Raw genomic sequence first — 22,274 nt, forward strand, 5'->3', positions numbered from 1 at the left:
CCACCCCTGGAGGTACATCCATGTCCGCAATTCGTTCCGCGCTCGTCGTCGGCGGCGGCATCGCCGGACCGGTCGTCGCCACCGCCCTGCTCGAGGCCGGTATCGAGGCGCAGGTTCACGAGGCCTACCCCGGTCCGTCCGACGGCATCGGCAGCGGGCTCGCGCTCGCGCCCAACGGTGTGGCCGCACTCGACCTGCTCGGCGCCGGAGATCGCGTACGCGCCATCGCCACGCCGGTCACCGGCATGATCCTGTCGGTCGGCGGCAGGCACCACCGGCTGCCGACGGTCGCCGACGAACCGCCGCTGCAGGTGGTCGATCGCGCCGAACTGCATCGGGTGCTGCACGAGCACGCCGTCGCCGCGGGCGTGCCGTTCCACTACGGCAAACGGCTGGTCGGCGCCGAGTCCGACGCGACGGGCGTGACCGCGCGCTTCGCCGACGGCAGCACCGCCACCGCCGACGTGCTCATCGGTGCCGACGGCGTCCGATCCACGGTCCGCGGGATCATCGACCCGGACGCGCCCGGCCCGGAGTACACCGGCCTGCTCGGCTTCGGAGCGACCATCGAGTGCGAGATCGACACTCCGGCCGACGCCATGGTCTTCGCCTACGGCAAACGCGCCTACTACCTGTACTGGTCCGACGGCGACGGCCGGGTCGGTTGGGGCGCCAATCTGCCGCACAAGCAGTACCTGTCGCTCACCGAGGCGCGGGCGGTGCCGGCCGAGCGCTGGCTGGCGATCCTGCGCGAGACCTACGGCGCCGACACCCCCGGTGGCGAACTGGCGCGGCGCACCCGCCCGGACCAGCTCGAGGTCGTCGGCGGCCTGCACATCATGCCGCCGGTGCCGCGCTGGTATCGCGACCGCATGGTGCTGGTCGGCGACGCGGTGCACGCGCCGTCCAACAGCTCCGGGCAGGGCGCCTCACTGGCCGTGGAGAGCGCGGTGCAGCTGGCCCGTTGCCTGCGTGACCTGCCCGATCCGGGCGCGGCCTTCGCCGCCTACGAACGGTTGCGGCGCACCAGGGTGGAGGGCATCGCCGCCCGCGCCGCGCGGATCAACCGCAGCAAGGCGCCCGGTCCGGTGGGCCGCGCGATGATGAACCTGCTGATGCCGCTGCTGGTCCGGACGGTCATGAAGCCGGACGAGAAGGTGGCCGGCGAGCGGAGCTACCGCATCGAATGGGACGCACCCGTGCCGGGCGAACCAATCCCCGCCTGAGCGGGTCAGCGGCCGGAGTGGTAGCGGAGCGTGGCCGCGGAGGCCGCCCCGCTCGGGCGGAATCGGGCAGACCCTGACGCCTCGACCCCCACCGAGGGTGGGAAAACGCGCACCCTCGGAGGCGGGTGGGACAGCACTGGGGTTCCTGTCGCGGCGGGCGAGTCGGCGAGAGAGTGGAGACACCCCTCCGATCCACCCGTCGACTCGTCAGGAGCCCCTCATGCAGACCACGGCCGACACCCTGCTCATCCGCCCCGTCTCCCGGTCCGACGCCGCCGTCGCGGTGTCCACCCCCGAGGGCACGCTCACCCATCGCGAGCTCGACAGCTGGTCCAACCGGCTCGCGCGGGTGCTGCTGGGGATGGGTGCCGGGCCGGGCGTGGTCGTCGCCGTCGCCGTCGAGCCGCTGATCGAGGACATCGTCAGCCGCACCGCGATCGCCAAGACCGGCGCCACCGCCGTGCCCGCGGGTACCGAGGTGCCCGCACCCGCCTTCGGCATCACCACCGAGGACGCGCGCGGCGGCCTCGGTGACGGCATCGCCTGGCTGGTGCTCGACGACCGGTCCACCCTGCTGCGATACCTGACCGGTTCGGACGCGCCGCTCACCGACGCCGAGCTGCGCGGGCTCCGCCCGGCCTCCTGACGGGGCCGGGCGGCGCGCGCCCCCGACATCCGCAATCCGAGCAGTCGCGACCTGCACCGGCGCTAAACTTCCAGCGGAAGTACCTCCACGCGCACGCTGGTCGATCGACCCGCCGGAAATCTCGTCGCGAGCCCGGCCCGCCGGCGGCTGAGCGCGTCCACCACGCGGACGCGCCGTCCACCCCTGTCTGTGTCGATTCCCCTCCTGAGCACGCCCACTCTCGAGCACGCAGGACACTTCCCATGCCTCAGCGTTCCGTTTCCCCGGTCGCCGCGCGCGAGCAGCTGCCCGCCGACGCCTTCCCCCTCTCGGCCGCGCAGCGCGGTATCTGGTTCGCCCAGCACTTCGCCGGGGACACCCCGATCTCCATCGCGCAGTACGTGGAGCTCACGGGGCCGGTCGACGTCGAGCTGCTCGCCGCGGTGTCGCGGCAGGCGGGCCGCGAGTTCGGCACCGGCTACCTGCGGTTGATCGAGGTCGACGGCCTGCCCTATCAGGTGGTGGACACCGGGATCGAGCACGACCTGCCGGTGATCGATCTGCGCGACGCGGCGGATCCGGTCGCGGCGGCACAGGAGTGGATGCGCGCGGAGTACAGCGCGCCGCTGGATCTGCTCAGCGATCGCCTCGGCGCGTTCGCGATGCTGCGCCTCGGGGACGAGCACTGGTACTGGTACCAGCGCATCCACCACATCGTGCTGGACGGTTTCGGCGCGGTGACGATGGTGCGGCGCATCGCCGAGCTGTACACCGCGGCGCGCACCGGCACACAGCCTCCGCCGAGCACCGCCGAGGACCTGCGCGCGATCGTGGCAGCCGATGCGGCGTACCGGGATTCGGCCCGGTTCGAGGCCGACGGCGCGCACTGGCGCGAGCACCTGGCCGGGATGGCCGAGCCGGTGGGGCTGGCCGGGCGCACCGCACCGGTGGACGCGCATCCGATCGTCGCCGCGGGCGAACTCCCTTCGGCCACCGCCGAACTCATCGACGCCGTGGCGCGAGCGGAGTCCTCCGGGGTGGCCCCGATCGTGGTCGCCGCGTTCGCCGCGTATCTGGCCGCGGCGACCTCCGCGGCCGAGGTGACGTTGAGTCTGCCGGTGTCCGGACGCACCACCGCCGCGCTGCGCCGCTCCGGCGGCATGGTCGCCAACGTGGTGCCGTTGCGGTTGCGGGTGGACCCCGCGATCACGGTCGGCGCGCTGATCCGGGCCGCGCAGGGCGAGCTGACCTCGGCGCTGCGCAGGCAGCGCTACCGCCAGGAGGACATCGTGCGCGACCTGGGCTGGGCGGTGGACGAGGCCGCCTCGTTCGGTCCCACGGTGAACCTGATGATGATCGACACCAGGATCACCCTCGGCGAGGTGGTCGCACGCACCCACGTGCTGACCTCCGGGTTGATCGAGGACCTGTTCCTCAACCTGTATCCCGGTGTCGGCGGGGAAACCACGCACCTGGACTTCCAGGCCAACCCGAACCTCTACGCCCCCGACGAGCTGGCCGGGCACCACAGCCGATTCCTGGACTTCCTGCACGGCTTCCTCGCCGCCGGGACCGCCGCGCCGCTGCGGGACGTGCCGGTGCTGAACCCGGCCGAGCGCGCCGAGCTGCTGCCCGCGCGCGGCCCGGCGGGCCTGCCGCCGCGCACGCTGCCGGACCTGCTGATCGCGGGCGCGACCCGCGATCTGGACGCGATCGCGGTGCGGGCGGGGGACCGGGCGCTGACCTATCGGGAAGTCCTGGCCTACGCCTCGCGGGTGGCGCGACTACTCATCGCGCAAGGTGCCGGCCCGGAAACCGCGGTGGCCGTGGCGATTCCACGCTCGATGGAATCCGTGCTCGCCACCTGGGCGGTGGCGTTGACCGGCGCCGCGTTCGTGCCGATCGATCCGGGCCTGCCCGCCGACCGGATCGAGCACATGGTCGGTGACAGCGGCGTGCAGGCCGGGGTGACCGTCGCGGCGGCCCGGCCCGCCCTGCCCAGTCACCTCACCTGGCTGGCGCTCGACGACCCGGCCACGGCGGCGATCGTCGCCGATCAGGATCCGGCCACCGTCACCGCGGCCGACCGCCGCGCGCCCGCGCACCCCGACCAGCCCGCCTACCTGATCTACACCTCCGGCTCGACCGGGCTGCCGAAGGCGGTCGTGGTCCCGCACCGGGGGCTGGCGAACCTGGCCGCGGGCTCGGGCGCCGCGTTCGGCGTCACCGCCGAGGCCGTGGTGGCGCACGCGGTCTCGCCGTCGTTCGACATCTCCGTGGAGGAGTTGCTGGTGACCTTCGCGGCCGGGGCCACCCTGGCCGTGGTGCCGCCGCACGCCTACGCGGGCGAGGAACTGGCCGAGGTGCTGCGGGCGCACGAGGTGACCTGCCTGAATGTGACTCCGGCGGTGGTCGGTTCGCTCGACCCGGCGAGCCTGCCCGCGGTGCGGACGGTGGTGGTCGGTGGTGACGCCTGCCCACCGGAGCTGGTGGCGCGCTGGGCGGGGCGGCGGCTGCTCAACGGGTACGGGCCCACCGAGACCACGGTCACCGCGACGCTCAGCGCACCGCTGTCCCCGGACGGGCCGGTGACGATCGGCAGCCCGGCCACCGGGATGACGGCGCTGGTGCTCGACCCCTGGCTGCAGCCGGTGCCGCCCGGCGTCACCGGCGAGTTGTACCTGGGCGGACCGGGTCTCGCGCGCGGCTACCACCGGCGCAACGGCCTGACGGCGAGCCGGTTCGTGGCGAACCCCTACGCGCCCGGCGAGCGCATGTACCGCACCGGTGACCTGGTGCGGTGGCGGCGCGCGGGCGAGCGGCTGGAGCTGGATTACGCGGGCCGCACCGATTTCCAGGTCAAGGTGCGCGGCTACCGCATCGAACTCGGCGAGATCGACGCCGCGCTGGAACACCGGCCCGAGGTCGAGTTCGCGCTGACGATCGGGGCGACCACGCCCGCGGGCGCGACCGCGCTGGTGTCGTACGTGGTCGCCACCCCCGGCTGCGAGGTGCAACCGGAGGCGCTGAAAGCCGCGGTGGGCGAGACACTTCCGGGGTACATGGTGCCGAGCGTGATCATGGTGCTCGACGCCGTCCCGCTCACCCCGGTCGGCAAGGTGGACCGCCGGGCGCTGCCCGCCCCGGATTTCGGCGCCCGGCCGGGCGTGCATCGGGCGCCGAGCACGCCGCGGGAGGAGACGCTGGCGGGATTGTTCGCCGAGGTGTTGGGTCTGGACGCGGTCGGCGTGGACGAGAACTTCTTCGCCCTCGGCGGCGACAGCATCGTCTCCATCCAGTTGGTCTCGCGGGCGCGGGCGGCGGGCCTGCGGTTCAGCGCCCGCGACGTCTTCGAGCGCAAGACGGTGGCCGCGCTGGCCGCCGTGGCCGCCGACGCCGCCGACACCGCGGTCACCGAACTGCCCGGTGGCGGCGTGGGGCCGATCCCGATCACCCCGATCGTGGCGGCGATGCTCGCGCAGGGACCGACGTGGCACCGCTACGGCCAGGCCGCGCTGCTCGCCGTGCCGTCCGACGCCGACGCCGTGCAGCTCACGAACGCCGTGCAGGCGCTGGTCGACCGGCACGACATCCTGCGGTCCACCCTGCACGAGGGCGACGGGTGGGCGTGGACGGTCGCCGCGCCCGGCGCTGTCGACGCCGCCGCGCTGGTCGAGGTGATCGAGGTCGCCGAACCCGAGGTTCCGGAGCAGGTGGTCGAGGCCGCGTTGCAGGCGGCGGCGGATCGGCTGGACCCGGTCGCCGGGCCGCTCGCCCGGTTCGTACTGCTGCGCCCGGCCGCCCCGGCGGGCACGCCGCTGCTGTGGCTGGTGCTGCACCATCTGGTCGTCGACGGGGTGTCGTGGCGCATCCTGGTGCCGGACCTGGTGACCGCCTGGGCCGGTGGGGAACTCGAGCCCGTCGGCACCTCGTTCCGGCGCTGGGCGCACGCCACCGTCGAGCAGGCCGAGGCCCGCGTCGGCGAGCTGCCGGTGTGGCAGGCGATCGCCGCGGTCCCCGATCCGCCGCTGGGCAGGCGCGCCGCCGATCCGGCCGTCGACGTGGTCGCGACCGCCGGCGAGCGGCGCACGACGGTGCCGGGCGCGATCGCGACCACTGCCGTGGACGTGCTGCCCGAGCTGTTCCACTGCGGCGCCGACGACGTGCTGCTGGCCGCGCTGGCGATGGCGGTCGCGCGCTGGCGGGGCCGGACCAGGACGTTGTTCACGATGGAGGGACACGGTCGCGAGGAATCCGTGCTGCCCGGCGCCGATCTCGCGCGCACCGTCGGCTGGTTCACCAGCGTCTACCCGATCGCGCTCGACCTGACCGGCATCGACCTCGCGGACGCGTTCGCGAGTGGGCCCGCCGCGGGCGCGGCGATCAAGGCGGTCAAGGAACAGGTGCGGGCGATCCCGGACAAGGGCGTCGGCTACGGAATGCTGCGCTACCTGAATCCGGCGACCGCGCCCGTGCTCGCGGCCGGACCGACCCCGCAGATCAGCGTCAACTACCTCGGCCGCGCCACCGCGGACTCCGACGGGAGCCACTGGCTGCCGAGGCGATTCGCCGGCACCACCGACGAGCGCGCCCCGCTGCCCGCCGTCGTCGACATCAACGCGATCCTCGGCACGGCCGGAATGGAGATCACCTGGACCTACGCGAGCGGCATCCTCGACGCCGCCGAGGTCGACGAACTCGCGCGGCACTGGGCCGACGCACTGGCCGCGCTCGCCGCCCACGCCGAGCGCCCCGGCGCCGGTGGACACACCCCCTCCGACTTCCCGCTCACCACCGTCACCCAGGAACAACTCGTGCGGTGGGAGCGCGAATACCCGAACCTGGCGCAGGTGTGGCCGCTGTCGCCGTTGCAGTACGGCCTGCTCTTCCACGCCTGGTACGACACCGACACCGCCGACGGCTACACCGTGCAGACCAGGCTCACCCTCGCGGGCCGGGTCGACGGCGCCCGGCTGCGCGCGGCCGCCCAGGTGCTCGTCGACCGGCACGAGAACCTGCGCGTGGCATTCGTCGAAACACCGGACGGCCCACGGCAACTCGTGCTGGCCGACGCCGAGGTCAGCTGGCGCGACACCGACCTCACCCACCTGCCGCCGCGGGAGCGGGCCCGTGAACTGGACCGGGTGCTGGCCGTGGACGCGGGCACCCGCTTCGACCTGGCCCGTCCGCCGCTGATCCGGTTCCAGCTGGTCCGCACCGACGCCGACACCTACACCCTGCTGATGACCAACCATCACCTGGTGCTCGACGGCTGGTCCACGCCGCTGCTGGTGCGGGAGCTGTTGACGGTCTACATCGCGGCGGGGCTCGGCGCGCCGGTGGCCGACGTGCTGCCGCCCGCCCCCTCCTACCGGGAATTCCTCGCCTGGCTGGCCGAGCAGCGTCCCGCCGACGGCGACGACTCGCTGACCGCCTGGCGGCGGGCGCTGACCGGCGTCGACGCACCCACCCGGGCGGTGCCCACCCTGGCCGGGATCCGCTCCACCGAATCCGGCATGGTCTCGGTGGATCTGCCCGCGACCGCGGTGGCCAGGCTCGAGGCGACCACCCGCGCGGCGGGCGCGACGGTCAACGTCGCGGTGCAGGCCGCCTGGGCGCTGCTGCTGACCATGCTCACCGGCCGCACCGACGTGGTGTTCGGCGGCACCGTCTCGGGCAGGCCGCCGCAGCTGCCCGGGGTGGAGGAGATGGTGGGGCTGTTCATCAACACCCTCCCGGTGCGGGTGCGCCTCGACCCGGCCGAGACGGTCGGCGAACTGCTGGCGCGGGTGCAGGCCGAGCAGGCGGCCCTGCTCGATCACCAGCACGTGGGCCTGGCCGCCATCCACGAGGCGGTCGGCCTGCCCGAGCTGTTCGACACCCTCACCGTGTTCGAGTCGTATCCGGTCGACCGCGAGGCGCTGTCGCAGTCGCTGGACATCGCCGGCATGCGGGTGCTCGACGTCGCGGGCACCGACGCCACGCCGTACCCGTTGAACCTCATGGTCATTCCGTTGCACGCGGCGCCCGGCGAACCCGGCGACCGGCTGCGGCTGACGATCAAGTTCATGGCCGACCACCTGCCCGAGCCCGCGGCCGCCCGGCTGCTGGACCGGTTCGTGGCGCTGCTCGAACAGATCGCCGCCGACCCGCACCGGCGCGTGGCGGCCGTGCAGCACTGCGACCCCGCCGAGCTGGCCGCGCTGGCACCGGTGCGCGGGCCCGCCTCGGTGCCCGCGCGCACGCTGCCGGAGGTCCTCACCGCCGCCGCGGCGCTCGACCCCGATGCCGTCGCGGTGAGCGCCGGGACCGACAGCATGACCTATCGCGAGCTGGACGCCTGGTCCAACCGCTTCGCCCGGGTGCTGCTGCGCCGCGGGGTGGGCGCCGAGGTGTTCGTGGTGCTCGCCCTCACCCGCTCGGTGGAGTCGGTGGTGGCGGTGTGGGCGCTGGCCAAGACCGGCGCGGCCTTCGCGCCGCTGGACCCGAACTATCCGGTGGAACGCATCGAGCACATCCTCACCGATTCCAAGGCGCCCATCGGCGTGACCGTCAGCGCCACCGGCGAAACCCTGCCCGGCACCATCGACTGGCTGCTGCTCGACGACCTCGCCACCATCCGGCGGGCGATGACGGTACCCGACGATCCGATCACCGACGCCGAACGCGGTGGAGCGATCCGGCTGGACCAGACGGCCTACCTCATCTACACCTCCGGTTCCACCGGCAAGCCCAAGGCCGTGCTGCTCAGCCATCGCGGGATCGCGGATCTGGTGGCGGCCCAACACGAGTCGCTCGATCTCGAGCCGTCGGCGCGCGCCCTGCAGGTCGCCTCACCGAGCTTCGACGCCTCGGTGTTCGAGCTGCTGACCGCGCACGCCGTCGGCGGGCACCTGGTGCTCTCGCCGCCGGAGGTCTACGGCGGGCCGGAACTGGAACGGCTGCTGCGCGACCGACGGGTCAGCCACGCCGTCATCACCCCCTCGGTGCTGGCCACCATGGACCCGCGCGAGCTGCCCGACCTGAGGGTGCTCGCGGTCGCGGGCGAGGCGTCCGGCCCGGAGCTGACCGCGCAGTGGGCGGTCGGGCGGCGCATGCTGAACCTCTACGGCCCCACCGAGTTCAGCATCTGGGCCACCGGGCCCGGCGAACTGCGGCCGGGCGAGCCGGTGACCGTGGGCGGGCCGATCCGCGGCGCCGCGGTGCTGGTACTGGACACCTGGCTGCGGCCGGTGCCGATGGGCGTGGAGGGTGAGCTGTACCTGGCGGGCCCGGCCATCGCGCGCGGCTACTTCAACCGATTCGCGATGACCGCCGCCCGTTTCGTCGCCAACCCCTGGGGCGCGCCCGGCGAACGCATGTACCGGACCGGAGACATGGTGCGCTGGATCGAGGTGTCGCGCGACGGCCGTGCGGTGCGCGAACTGGAATACCTGGGGCGCAGCGACTTCCAGGTCAAGATCCGCGGCCTGCGCATCGAGCTGGGCGAGATCGACGCGGTGCTGGCCGCCGACGACGCCGTCGACTACGCCGCCACCATCGGCCTTCCCGGCCCGGCCGGCGAACCGGTGCTGGTGTCGTATGTGGTGCCCGTCCCCGGTCGCACCCCGGGCGAGCTGGACGCCGAGCGGCTGCGGTCGCGGGTGGCGGGCGTGCTGCCGGGCTACATGGTGCCCGCCCACCTGGTGGTGCTCGACGAGGTGCCGCTGACCCCGGTCGGCAAGCTGGACCGCAAGGCCCTGCCGGTGCCCGATTTCACGGTGTCGCAGCGGCCGTACCTGGCTCCGCGCACAGCGGTGGAGCGGGCCGTCGCCGAGGTGTTCGCCGAGGTGCTCGGCACCGAGCGGGTCAGCGTGGACCACTCCTTCTTCGAGCTGGGCGGCAACTCGCTCAGCGCCACCAAAGTGGTCGCGCGGGTCAATGCCGCGCTGAATGCGACCGTCGCGCTGCGCGACCTGTTCGACGCGCCCACCGCCGCGCAACTGGCCGCGCGGGTGGTGCCCGCCGTCGACGGACCGAGCGGGCTGCCGGTGCTCGCGCCGCGCCTGCGGCCGGACCGGGTGCCGCTGTCGCCCGCACAGCAACGCATGTGGGTGCTCAACCGGCTCGAACCCGACTCCCCGGCCTACAACATCGCGGTCGCCCTGCGGCTGACCGGCGTCCTCGACACCGCCGCGATGCGCCGTGCGCTGGCCGCGGTGGTGCGCCGCCACGAGAGCCTGCGCACGGTGTATCCGGCCGATGCCGAGGGGCCGCGGCAGGTGGTGGTCGGCGTCGAGGTCGCTGCCCCCGAGCCGGCCGTCCAGCCGATCGACGACGGTGCCGCGCTGCGCGCCGCGATCGCCGAACTCGCCTGCGCCGGTTTCGATCTCACCACCGATCCGCCGCTGCGGGTCGGGCTGTTCCGGCTGCCCGTGGACGCGGGGGCCGCGCCCGAGCACGTGATCGCGCTGGTGGTGCACCACATCAGCGCCGACGGCGCGTCCATGGCGCCGCTGGCCGCGGACCTGATGACCGCCTACGCCACCGAGACCGCGGGCGGCACCGCCGAACTGCCGCCGCTGCCGGTCCAATACGCCGACTACGCGCTGTGGCACCGCGAACTGCTCGGCGACGAGGACGATCCCACCTCGCGCACCGCCGCCCAGACCGCGTTCTGGCGCGAAACCCTGCTCGGCGCACCGGAATCGATCGAACTCGCCGCCGACCGGCCGCGACCCGCCGTGCCCTCGCTGCGCGGAACGGACCTGCCTTTCACCGTCGACGCCGACCTGCACCGGCGACTGGCCGCACTCGCCGCCGCGACCGGGGTGAGCCTGTTCATGGTGGTGCACGCCGCCTTCGCGGTGCTGCTGGCCCGTCTCGGCAGCACCCGCGACGTGGTGCTCGGCACCGCGGTGGCCGGGCGCGGCGAGCCCGCGCTCGACGGCATGGTCGGGATGTTCGTCAACACGCTCGCGCTGCGCACCGAGGTCGATCCCGACCGCTCGTTCCGGGAGTTGCTCGGCGCCGTGCGCGAGCGCGACCTGGCCGCCTTCGCCCACGCCGATGTGCCCTTCGAGCGGCTGGTCCAGCACCTGGACCCGCCCCGCTCGACCGCCCACCACCCGATCTTCCAGGTGACCCTGTCGCTGCAGAACTACACCGAGCCGGTCCTCGAACTGCCCGGCCTGCGCATCACCGTCGAAGACCTCGACCGCGACGCCACCCAGTTCGACCTGGCCCTGGACCTGCGCGAACACACCGACGGCACCGACCAGGCCGGCATCGACGCGGTCCTGACCTACGCCACCGACCTGTTCGATCCCGGCACGGCCGAGGCGATGGCGCGGCGCTGGGTCGCGCTGCTGGCGACCATCGCCGGGAACGCCGATGTCCGGGTGGGCGACCTGGACCTGCTGCTGCCCGAGGAACGCAGCCGCCTGGTGCCGGCCATCGACCCGCGCGCGGCGGCGGCCACCACGACACTGCCCGGCCTGCTCGCTCGCACCGCCGCCGCCCACCCGGACCGGATCGCGCTGATCGCGGGGGAGACCGTGCTGACCTATCGCGAACTCGACCGGCGGGCCACCGACGTGGCACGCCTGCTCGTGGCCGCGGGTGCCGGACCGGAGACGGTGGTCGCCCTCGGCCTCCCCCGCGGCGCCGACCTCTGGATCGGCATGTGGGCGGCGGCCAAGGCGGGCGCGGCGTTCCTGCCCGTCGACCCGAAGCACCCGAGCGACCGGATCGAGCACATGCTCACCGATTCCGGCGCGCTGCTCGGCCTCACGGTCGCGGCCCACCGCGACCGGCTGCCGGGTTCGGCCCACTGGCTCGTCCTCGACACCACCGCCCCGGCACCGGCGTCGGGTGACGGTCGTGCGACACCGTTGCCCGGCACCGTCCATCCCGACCGGCCCGCGTGGATGATCTACACCTCCGGTTCGACCGGAATCCCCAAGGGCGTCACCGTCACCCACCGCGGCCTCGCCGATCTGGAGGCAGCGCAACGAGATCTGCTCCGGCTCGACGAGCGGGCCCGGGTATTGCAGGTCGCGTCCCCGAGTTTCGACGCCTCGGTGTTCGAGGCGCTCATGGCCTTCGGGACCGGCGCGGCGTGTGTCGTCGCACCGCCCGACGTGTTCGGCGGGACCGCGCTGGCCGAGTTGATCGCCGCCGAGCAGGTCACGCACATGGTGATCACCCCCTCGGCGCTGTCGACGCTGGAGCCGGAGTCGACGCCGTCGGTGCGCGTGCTCGCCGTCGCCGGGGAGGCCGTCGGCGCCGAGGTGGTGCGGCGGTGGGCGCGCGGGCGCACCATGCTGAACCTGTACGGCCCCACCGAGACCACCATCTGGGCGACCGCCTCGGCACCGCTGACGCCGGACGCGCCGGTCACCATCGGCGGACCCGTGGCCGGGGCGCGCGCGGTGGTGCTCGATGCCCGGCTGCGCCCGGTCCCCGCCGGGGTGGCGGGTGAGCTGTACCTGGCGGGACCGGGCCTGGCGCGCGGCTACCACGGCCGGGCTGACCTGAACGCGACGCGGTTCGTGGCCGACCCCTACGGCGGCGCGGGCGAGCGCATGTACCGCACCGGCGACCTGGTGCGCTGGACCCGCGACGGCGAGCTGGAGTACCTGGGCCGCACCGACTTCCAGGTCAAGGTGCGCGGTCAGCGCATCGAACTCGGCGAGATCGACGCGGTGCTGACCCGCGCCGCCGGTGTCGACTTCGCGGTCACCCTCGGCGTGGCGGGGCCCGGCGGCGGTACCGCCCTCGCCGCGTACGTGGTACCCGAGCCGGGCGCCGACCTCGATCTCACCCGGCTGCGCGCCCACGCCGCGGAAACCCTGCCCGGATACATGGTGCCGTCCGCGTTCGTGGTGCTCGACGCGATCCCGCGCAACGCCGTCGGCAAGCTGGACCGGGCCGCGCTGCCCGCACCGGTGTTCGGCGGCGCGGACACCGAGTACGTCGCCCCGGCCACGCCCACCGAGCAGACCCTGGCCGCCCTGGTCGCCGACCTGCTCGGCCGCGACCGGGTCGGCACGCGCGACTCGTTCTTCGCCCTCGGCGGCGACAGCATCGTGGCCATCCAATTGGTCTCCCGCGCCAAACAGGAAGGCATCACGCTGACCCCGCTGCAGGTGTTCGAGCATCGCACGGTCGCGGCGCTGGCCGCCGCGGCCGACGACGCGGGCGTGGCCGTGGTGCTCGAGGAGCTGCCCGGTGGCGGGGTGGGGGAGCTGCCGCCGACCCCGATCGTGCGCTACATGATCGAGCGCGGCGGCGACTTCGACCGGTTCGCGCAGACCGCGGTGCTCGAGCTGCCGCTCGGCATCACCGCCGAGCAACTCCACACCACCCTGGCCGCGGTCGTCGACCGGCACGACATGCTGCGGGCCCGGCTGCTCCGGGTCGACGGCGACTGGCGGATCGTGACCGGTGCGCCCGGCACCGTCGACGTGGCCGCGCTGGTGCGCCGCATCGAGTTCCCGGCCGACGCCGATCCGGTGGACCTGCGCGAATTCGCCGTCACCGAACTCGACGCCGCGCTGAACCGGCTCGACCCCGCCGACGGCCCGGTGCTCCAGTTCCTCTGGCTCGATCCGGTCGGCACGGCGGGGGCCCGACCCCGCACCGGCAGGCTGGTCGTGGTCGCCCACCACCTGGTGATCGACGGCGTCTCCTGGCGCATCCTGGTGCCCGATCTCATGGCGGCGTGGGCGCAGGTCTCGACCGGGGCCACCCCGGTGCTCGCCGACACCGGCACGTCGATGCGGCGCTGGGCGCACGCCCTGGCCGAGGAAGCGCACAGCGAGCGACGCCGGGCCGAGCTGCCCTACTGGCAGCAGGTCGTGGCCGGTCCCGACCCCGGCCTCGCCGCGCGCGACCTCGACCCGGCGATCGATCAGGCGCGCACGCTCACCCAGGTGGAGGTCGAACTCCCGGCGGAGCTCACCACCGACCTGCTGACCGCCGTCCCCGCGCTCGTGCACGGCGGCGCCGAGGACGGGCTGCTCACCGGTCTCGCGCTGGCCGTGCGGGCCTGGCGGGCGCGGCGCGGCACCGACACCGCCGACGTACTGGTCCGCCTGGAAGGCCACGGGCGGCAGGAGGACGTGATTCCCGGGGCGGACCTGTCCCGGACGATCGGCTGGTTCACCAGCATCTACCCGGTGCGCCTACCGGTCGCGGTCGACGTGGACGCGGCGCTGGCGGGCGGCGCCGAACTCGGCGCGGCGATGCGCGCGGTGACACACGTGATGCGGGCCGTCCCCGACAAGGGACTCGGCTTCGGCATGCTCCGCTACCTGAACAGCGACACCGCACCGCACCTTCCGCCACGGCTGCCCGGCCGGATCGCCTTCAACTACCTGGGCCGCTACGCCGCCGCCGACATCCCCGCGGGCCTCGAGGGCCTGGGCTGGCTGCCCACCGACGACCTCGGCGAGCTGCCCGCGACCGAACACCCCGGCGTGCCGTTGCAGGCCGAGGTGGACGTGAACGCCGTGGTGATCGACGACCGGCTGCGGGCGAGCTTCGGGTTCCCCGCGACGCTGCTCGACCTCGCCGACGTCGCCGAGCTGGCCGAATCGTGGGTCGCGGCGCTGACCGCGCTGGCCCGCTTCGCGCACAGCCCGCTCGGCCGGGAGACCGCCGAAGCCGAACAGCGGCACCTGGCCGAACAGGCCGCGGTCACCCCGGTCGCCGGTCTCGGCCTGGATGTCCTGTTGCCCATCCGGCTCGGCGGCGACGCACCCGCCCTGTTCTGCGTGCATCCCTCGTCGGGCATGGCGTGGACCTATCTGGGCCTGGCCGACGCGCTCGCGCCCGGCCGCCCGATCTACGGCCTGCAAGCACCCGATCTGAGCGGTCGCGAGCCGTCCCCCGGCAGCATCGAGGCCTTCGCCCGCCGCTACCTGCGCGAGATCCGAGCCGTGCAACCGGACGGGCCCTACCACCTGCTGGGCTGGTCCTACGGCGGCCTGATCGCGCACGCGATGGCCGCGCAGCTGGCGGCGGAGGGCGCCGAGGTCGGTGTGCTCGCGCTGCTGGACGCCGACACCGCCGACATCGACGGCGACAGCATGGAACCGCTCACCGCGGGCACCTTCGTGCACACCTTCGGCGCCGTCTTCGGCATCGAGGACGTGCCCGCCGCGGCCACCGCCGAGCAGGCGGCCGAGCTGATCGCGGCACGGATGGGCGGCGCGGCCGTGGTCGATGCCGCCACCCTGGAGCGGATGGCGGCGTCCTACAACGCCTCCGCGCGCACCCGCACCGGCTACCGCAGGCCGGTCTTCCCCGGCGACGCGGTGTACTTCCACGCCACCGTGGACAGTTCCGAGATCTTCGGACCGGACGGCTGGCGGCCCTACATCACCGGCCGCCTCACCTGTCACGACATCGAAGCCACCCACGACGAGCTGACCGCACCGCACGTCCTGCCGCGGATCGCCCGGCTGCTCGACCAGCACCTTGGAGGCACCCAGTGAACGACACCACGGTAGTGGTCGACGGCGTCGAGAAGTCCTTCGGAGCCGTGCGCGCGCTGCGCGGCGTCGACTTCGTCGCGCACCAGGGGGAGGTGCTCGGCATCCTCGGCCCGAACGGCGCGGGCAAGACCACGACGGTCAACATCCTGTCCACCCTGGTCACCCCGGATGCGGGCCGGGCGAGTGTCGCCGGGCACGACGTGGTCGCCGACCCGGCGGGCGTGCGCCGCTGCATCATGTTGACCGGCCAGTTCGCCGCGCTCGACGACATGCTCAGCGGCTACGAGAACCTGGTCATGTTCGGCAGGCTGATGGGACTGCGCAAACGAGCCGCCCGGGCCCGTGCCGAGGAACTGCTGGTCGAATTCGACCTCACCGACGCCGCCGGACGCCGGGTGGGCACCTACTCCGGCGGCATGCGCAGGCGCATCGACATCGCCTGCGGACTGGTCGTCCGGCCCGACGTGGTGTTCCTCGACGAGCCGACCACCGGCCTCGACCCGCGCAGCAGGCAGGGCGTGTGGGATCTGGTCGGCGGATTCCGCGCGCACGGCATCACCACCCTGCTCACCACCCAGTACCTGGAGGAAGCCGACGCGCTCTGCGACCGGATCATCGTCATCGACCACGGCGTCGTCATCGCCGAGGGCACCGCCGACGAACTCAAATCCCGCACCGGCGGCAGCTACTGCGAGGTCGTGCCGCTGCGACTGGAAGACCTGCCCGCCATCGCGGCCGTCCTGGGTCCGCTGCTGCCACCGGGCCATCCGGCGCCCGGCCCGGACGCCGACCGCCTCGCCATCCCCGCCCCCGACGGCGCCAAGACGCTCGCCGAGGCCCTGCGCCGCCTGGACGCCGCCGGGCTGGAGCTGGTCGACATCGCCCTGCGCCGACCCTCCCTCGACGACGTCTTCCTGCACCTCACCGGCCATCCCGCCGCGACGGAGAGCGAGGTGCCCGCATGAGCGGGCCGACACCCGGCGGCGGCGCGGCATCCGCACGCAGCGCTTCCCGGGCCGGCGCGGTGCCCGTGATCGAGGCGGTCGCGACCGAGCCCGCGGCACCCGCCCATCGGGGCGCCTGGCTCACCGATCTGCGCGCGCGGCCGGTGCGCGCGCGGCAGTGGTGGGTGCTCACCACCCGGCTCATCACGCCCTCGGTCAAGACCGGGGAGGTGCTCACCTCGGTGTTCGCGCCCGCCGCCTTCACCGCCAGCTTCTACATCCCGCTCAAAACGGTGATGACCTTCGCGGGCACCGGATTCAGCAGCTACGCGCAGTTCATGATGCCGTTGGTGATCCTGCAGGCCGCCGCGTTCACCGCGATCGGCGCGGCCTTCCGCTCGGCCACCGACGCCGTCGCGGGACTGGACCGCCGCTTCGGCTCCATGCCGATCGGGAAGCTGGTGCCGTTCGGGGCGCGCATGTCCGGCAACGTGTTCCGGCTCGTCATCGCCCTCACCGCGGCGCTGGTGTGCGGGCACGTCATCGGGTTCCGGTTCCGGCTCGACGCCCTGCACACGCTCGGGTTCCTGGCGCTGGCACTGGCGATCGGCATCGCCTTCACCGTCGGCGCGGACGTCATCGGCACCGCGTCGAAGAGCCCCGAGGCCACCACCCAGGCGCTGGTGCTGCCGCCGCTCATCCTCGGCATGCTCTCCACCGCGCTCGCACCGGCCACCCAGTTCCCGCAGTGGGTGCAGCCGTTCGTGCGCAACCAGCCGATCTCGCAGTTCGCCATCGGGCTGCGGGCACTGGCCGGAGACACCGCGGGCAACGCCGGAGTGGTCAGCTGGTCGCTGCTCGGGCCGTCGCTGCTGTGGCTGGCGGGCATCCTCGCGCTCGCACTGCCCCTGGCCGTTCGGTTCGCCACGAGGAGGTCGTGATGGGGGCGGCACATCGCGCGAAGCCGACGTATCCGGAGAACTCGCCGATCACGTTGGCCGCCAACGTCTCGGTGCAGACCCAGCGGCTGCTGCTGCGCTGGTCGCGCAGCCCGGTGGCGCTGCTGGAGACCTTGATCATCCCGTGCCTGCTGCTGTTCATGCTCGACACCGTCGTGGGCGGGCAGATCCAGAAGTTCGCCGGCGACGACGCCCTCTACGGATCGGTGCCGATGGTGGCGGTGGTGGGCGCGCTGTCCGGCGCCGTCGCGGGCGGGGTGATGCTCGGCCGCGAACGCGACGACGGCCTGCTCGCCCGCTTCTGGGTGCTGCCCGTCCACCGCGCCTCCGGGCTCGTGGCGCGGGTGCTCGCCGAGGGCTGCCGCATCCTGCTGGGCACCCTCGTCGTCGTGGGCGTCGGCTATCTGCTCGGGTTCCGCTTCCACCAGGGGGTGCCCGCCGCACTGGCCTTCGTGGCCGTCCCGGTCCTGTTCGGCCTCGCCTTCGCCACCCTGGTCACCGCCGTGGCGGTGTACACGGCCAAGGCCGCGCTGGTCGAGGGGGTCGCCATCCTCAGTTCCCTGCTCATGTTCTTCAGCACCGGGTTCGTTCCGCTGATCGCCTATCCGGAGTGGATCCAGCCCGTTGTCCGCAACCAGCCCATGTCGGCCGCCGTGGACGCGATGAAGGCGCTGTCACTGGGTGGGCCGCTCGCCGATCCGCTGACCCGCACGGTGCTGTGGTCGCTGGGCATCATCGCGGTGTGCGCGGTCCCGGCGGCCATCGGCTACCGGCGGGCCAGCCGCAGCTGACGGGGTTCTCCGGCGGACGGGACGCGGTCAGGGGCGGTACTCGTCGTCCCCGGTCAGCGGTACCCGCGCTGGAATCGGAGGGCGGGGCGTGGGCGTCTGGGACGCGTCGTCGGCGGGCGCCTCCTCCTGGGCCAGTCGTGGTGCTCGCAGTGGCAGTGGGGATGCTCGGGGTCCCGGCGTCGCCGGAGCCGGTGTCGGAGCGGGCGGACTACCGGGTCGAACGGGGGTCGTCCGCCGCTTCGGTGGAGCCGGCGCCGGTGGGGGCGGGGTTCGTGGCGGTGCCCGTGCTCACTGCGTCGGTGGCAGTGCCCGTGGCGGACGCGTCGGCAGCGGTGCCTGCGGAGGCCGCGTCGGTGGTGGCGGAGGCAGCGTCGGTGGGACCGGGGACCGTGACGGTGTCGGTGGACGCCGCGTCGGTGGCTGTTGCGGTGGCCGAGGGCGCGTCGGGGCCGGTCGCGTCGGGGCTGGTGTCCAGGGGAGCCGCGTCGATGGTGCCCGCGGAGGCAGCGCCGGTGGGTCCGGGGTCCGTGGCGGTGCCCGCGGAGGCCACGTCGGTGGGGGCGGGGTTCGTGGTGGGGCCTGCGGAGGCCGCGTCCGTGGTGGTCTCCGTGGGAGCCTCGTGGGTGGTGGTTGCGGAGGCGGTGTCGGTGGGGGCCGGGTCGGCGGTGGTGCCGGTGGGGGTCGTGCCGGTGGGGGTCGTGCCGGTGGGGGTGTCCGGGGAGATCGTGTCGGCGGAGTCCGCGTCCGTCGCGGTCTTGCCCGTGCCGGTCGTGCCCGTCTTGCCCGTGCCGGTCGTGCCCGTCTTGCCCGTGCCGGTCGTGCCCGTCGTGGTCGGGCCGGTGGCTGTCTGCGCGGGGATGTCGGACGTGGTGCCGGTCCCCGCGGTGGGTGGAGCGTCCGGCCCGTCGGGTGCGGGGGTGTCCGCACCGGCCGCGCTGTCGTCCTCGGGGAAGACCTCGAAGGGGATCACGTTGCCGGCGGCGTCGCGCGCACCGAGATCGGCTTCGATCGCGGCCGCCAGGCGTTGCACCGAGTCCCATGGGTGCGGCGGTTCGCCGTCCAGATTGCCGATGGTGTACCAGGTGTCGGTGTCGCGATAGCGCACCAGGCCCCTGCCCGCCTCGTCGAGGGTCACCTCGAGGTCGCCGGAGACCGTGCCTTCCTCGTCGGTCATGACGGCGGCTCTGCCCGAGATTGCCACGATGTCGCTTATCGGAACCCTCCTTGCCGCACGCAGTCGTCGACCGCGGTGCGCAGCGCGGCCTGCTCGGCCGAGTCCACGGTCAGCCCGTACTTTACTTTCACCCGCAGGTACCGATCGACATAGGCACACCGGAACTTTCCCGGCGGCAGGTAGTTCGCGGCGTCCTGGTCGCCCTTGGAGCGGTTCGCGGTCGGGTCGGAGGCCTGCAGGTTCAGCGCGTCGTTGGCGATCCGGCGGCGGGTCTGTTCGTCCATTCCTGCCGCGCCCGAGCGCCATGCCTCGGCCAGCGCCACGATGTGCTCGGCGTCCACCGCCGCCGGGTCGGTGATCCACTTGTAGGGCTTGAGCTGACCGGTCTTCCGGTCGAGGGTGCCGTACTCGTCGCGCCAGCCACCGCCGGAGCCGACCGTGAGCTGACAGGTTGCCGGGTCCAGTTGCACCGCGCCTTCCGCGTCGCGCAGCATCATCACCTCGCGCGTGGTGCACCGGCTGTAGCGGGTGAACTCCGCACCGAAGCCGTGCTCGGCCTTGTTGGAATCCCAGTGCGGGAACTTCTCTCGGCTGTAGCCGTTCATCGAGGCTTCCGGGGCGACCTTCAGCTGTGCGAGCATTCCGGTGACCTCGGCGGCCGAGCCCGGTGCCGAACCGGCGGTATCGGTGCGCCCGCTGACGGTTCCGGTCCGCTCCTCCACCACGGCGAACGCGGCCGCGATGAGCGCGGCCAGCACGATCGGCCCCACCACTCCCAGGAAACGGCGAATCCGGCGGGACGACAACACCTTCACAACGACTCCCTACCGAAACGGGAGCTCACCCGTCCCGCACTCACTACCATGCGCTACCGAAAATGCTGCCGTAGCAAGCAGACCGATGTCACGCATCGATTCGGCATCGTCGGTGGCGTTCCTACCTCAGCGGCCGTCAAGCTACCCCGCCGGTCACCGATGCGAGCGGACCGACCGCTATGAGGTTGCGCACACTCAGTCGGCCGGGAGTTCCGGTCCGGGCTGCGCGGTGGGCGGAATCCCGGTGTCCAGGAAGCGGATCAGCCGATCGATGCGCTCGGCACGCTCCACGCAGCGTTCCAGGTGACTGCCGAGCAGCGTGAGATCGATGACGACGGCCGGAGTTTCGGGACGGTCCGGATCGCTCAGCGCGGCGTGCAGCCGGGCGCGCAGCTCGGCCACGGAGGCACCGGGCGCGGGGTCGTCGGCGGGGTGGCCGGTGGTCACCGCCTCGCCCGCGGCGGCCAGCCGGGCCGCGGCCACCCCGCCGAGCTCGGTCAGCGCGGACAGGATCGGCTGCGCCGCAACGTGTTCGGGGTGGTGGCGGTAGACCTGGTCGGCGACCGCGCTGGTGAGGGTGCCGATGCCGGAGAGCTGGTCGGCGATCTGCATCGCGGTCACCACATGGCGCAGGTCGCGGGCGACCGGCGCCTGCAACGCCAGCAGCGCCACCGTGCGCGCCTCGCAGGTGCCGTGCATCTTGTGTAACTGCTCCTCGAGCGCGAACACCTCGTAGGCGGCGGTGAGATCGGCGCCCGCCAGCGCGTCGACGACCCGTTCGAGGGAATCGTGGGCGAGACGGCACATCAGCGTCAGATCGTTGGTCAACGCGATGAGCTCGTGGGTGAACTGGGTCCGCACACGGGAATTCTCGCCCATGCCCCGGCCGGTGCGGAATCGATCGCCACAATATCGCCGCGGGCGACTCGGCCACGTGCCTCGATCTTGATGTCCGATTCTGCTGGGACGATGGAAGCATGATCCGTGCGCTGAGAGACCGCTGGACCGTGTTCGTGCCCCTGCTCGCCGCCGTCGTCCTGGCCGCCACCTGGGGGCGAAGTCTGCCTTCGGTGGGTGTCGTGGTGGTTGCCGCGTTCCTGATCGGGGCGGTGCTCTCGGCGGTCTATCACGCCGAGGTGGTCGCCGAGCGGGTCGGTGAACCGTTCGGGGCGCTGGTGCTCGCCGTGGCCGTCACCGTGATCGAGGTGGCGCTCATCGTCACGCTGATGATCTCCGGCGGGGAGAAATCGGCGACGCTGGCCAGGGACACCGTCTTCGCGGCGGTGATGATCACCTGTAACGGCATCTTCGGCCTCGCCCTGTTGGTCGCGGCGCTGCGCAGGCGGGTGGCCGAGTTCAACGCCGAAGGCACCGGCGCGGCGCTGGCGACGGTGGCGACGCTGGCCACGCTCAGCCTGGTGCTGCCGACCTTCACCTCCAGCGTGCCGGGCCCGGAGTTCTCCACCCCGCAGCTGGCCTTCGCCGCGATCGCCTCGCTGTCGTTGTACGGGCTGTTCGTGATGGTGCAGACGGTGCGGCACCGCGACGACTTCCTGCCGCCGGTCCAGGCGGACGGGGTGGTGACCGACGACGATCTGCACGACGAGCGGCCCTCCACGCGCGCGGCGCTGCTCAGCCTTGCGCTGCTGCTGCTCGCGCTGACCGGAGTGGTCGGGCTGGCCAAGGTGGTCTCGCCGTCGATCGAGTCGGCGGTGGCGACGGCCGGGATGCCGCACGCGGCGGTGGGTGTGGTGATCGCGCTGCTGGTGCTGCTGCCCGAGACGCTGGCCGCGGTCCGGGCCGCGCGGCGCGACCGACTCCAGATCAGCCTGAACCTGGCCCTCGGCTCGGCGATGGCGAGCATCGGGTTGACCATCCCGGTCATCGCTGTAGCAACTATCTGGCTACCGGGTCCGTTGATTCTGGGACTGGGCGCCACGCAGATGGTGTTGCTCGCGCTGACCGTCGTCGTCGGCGTGCTGACCGTGGTTCCGGGGCGCGCCACGCTCCTGCAGGGCGGCGTGCACCTGGCTCTGTTCTCGGCTTTTGTGTTCCTCGCCGCCAGTCCGTAGCCGAAGTGGTGCGGATCACGAATAACCGGAACGGTGCTCGGGTTCGGCTGGAAAGTGGTCAGCGTCACGGCTCCCTGATTTTGTTGTGACGCAGAGTACCTATTAGCTTGGCCGACGTTGGCATCGAAGCCGGATTCGGAGAGCGCCATGAACATCCAGACGTCCCGTGCGGCGGGCGCGGCCCGCG

Annotated in this window: 10 protein-coding genes; 7 read left to right on the forward strand and 3 right to left on the reverse strand. The window is 73.1% G+C overall.

Features of this window, described 5'->3' with window-relative positions:
• Positions 1 to 20: 20 nt before the first annotated feature.
• The 6 genes from CRM89_RS27560 (at position 21) to CRM89_RS27585 (ending at position 18,026) form a co-directional block, all read left to right on the forward strand.
• Positions 21 to 1,226: an NAD(P)/FAD-dependent oxidoreductase gene (locus CRM89_RS27560; RefSeq protein WP_098086642.1), complete on the forward strand. Its 1,206-nt coding sequence runs from the start codon at positions 21 to 23 to the stop codon at positions 1,224 to 1,226.
• A 220-nt stretch (positions 1,227 to 1,446) separates the two neighbouring features.
• On the forward strand, positions 1,447 to 1,872 hold the full coding sequence (locus CRM89_RS27565; RefSeq protein ID WP_011207634.1) for an AMP-binding protein: 426 nt from the start codon (positions 1,447 to 1,449) through the stop codon (positions 1,870 to 1,872).
• Positions 1,873 to 2,114: 242 nt separating this feature from the next.
• Complete coding sequence (locus CRM89_RS27570) at positions 2,115 to 15,332, forward strand: non-ribosomal peptide synthetase (protein WP_098086643.1); 13,218 nt, start codon at positions 2,115 to 2,117, stop codon at positions 15,330 to 15,332.
• Positions 15,329 to 16,297: an ATP-binding cassette domain-containing protein gene (locus tag CRM89_RS27575; protein ID WP_098086644.1), complete on the forward strand. Its 969-nt coding sequence runs from the start codon at positions 15,329 to 15,331 to the stop codon at positions 16,295 to 16,297. Before CRM89_RS27570 ends, CRM89_RS27575 begins: the two co-directional genes overlap by 4 nt.
• Positions 16,294 to 17,217, forward strand: a complete 924-nt coding sequence (locus CRM89_RS27580) for an antibiotic transporter (RefSeq protein WP_082668672.1) — start codon at positions 16,294 to 16,296, stop codon at positions 17,215 to 17,217. The genes CRM89_RS27575 and CRM89_RS27580 overlap by 4 nt, the downstream gene beginning before the upstream one ends.
• Positions 17,217 to 18,026, forward strand: coding sequence for an ABC transporter permease (locus tag CRM89_RS27585; protein WP_011207638.1), 810 nt, complete (start codon positions 17,217 to 17,219; stop codon positions 18,024 to 18,026). Before CRM89_RS27580 ends, CRM89_RS27585 begins: the two co-directional genes overlap by 1 nt.
• Positions 18,027 to 18,234: 208 nt before the next feature.
• On the opposite strand, the gene CRM89_RS32070 is transcribed toward CRM89_RS27585, so the two are convergent.
• The 3 genes from CRM89_RS32070 to CRM89_RS27605 form a co-directional block, all read right to left on the reverse strand.
• On the reverse strand, positions 18,235 to 19,200 hold the full coding sequence (locus tag CRM89_RS32070; RefSeq protein WP_256385955.1) for a hypothetical protein: 966 nt from the start codon (positions 19,198 to 19,200) through the stop codon (positions 18,235 to 18,237).
• Positions 19,201 to 19,235: 35 nt separating this feature from the next.
• Complete coding sequence (locus tag CRM89_RS27600; RefSeq protein WP_086839988.1) at positions 19,236 to 20,015, reverse strand: HNH endonuclease family protein; 780 nt, start codon at positions 20,013 to 20,015, stop codon at positions 19,236 to 19,238.
• Positions 20,016 to 20,210: 195 nt separating this feature from the next.
• Entirely contained in the window at positions 20,211 to 20,876 is a 666-nt protein-coding gene (locus CRM89_RS27605; RefSeq protein ID WP_229434911.1) for a PhoU domain-containing protein, read from the reverse strand.
• 116 nt (positions 20,877 to 20,992) lie between these two features.
• Here CRM89_RS27605 and CRM89_RS27610 point away from each other — a divergent pair, with 116 nt between their 5' ends.
• Positions 20,993 to 22,087: a calcium:proton antiporter gene (locus tag CRM89_RS27610; RefSeq protein WP_011207642.1), complete on the forward strand. Its 1,095-nt coding sequence runs from the start codon at positions 20,993 to 20,995 to the stop codon at positions 22,085 to 22,087.
• The last annotated feature ends 187 nt before the right edge of the window (positions 22,088 to 22,274 follow it).

It is taken from the genome of Nocardia sp. FDAARGOS_372, from assembly GCF_002554515.1.
In the GTDB taxonomy this organism is placed as follows: Bacteria; Actinomycetota; Actinomycetes; order Mycobacteriales; family Mycobacteriaceae; genus Nocardia; species Nocardia farcinica.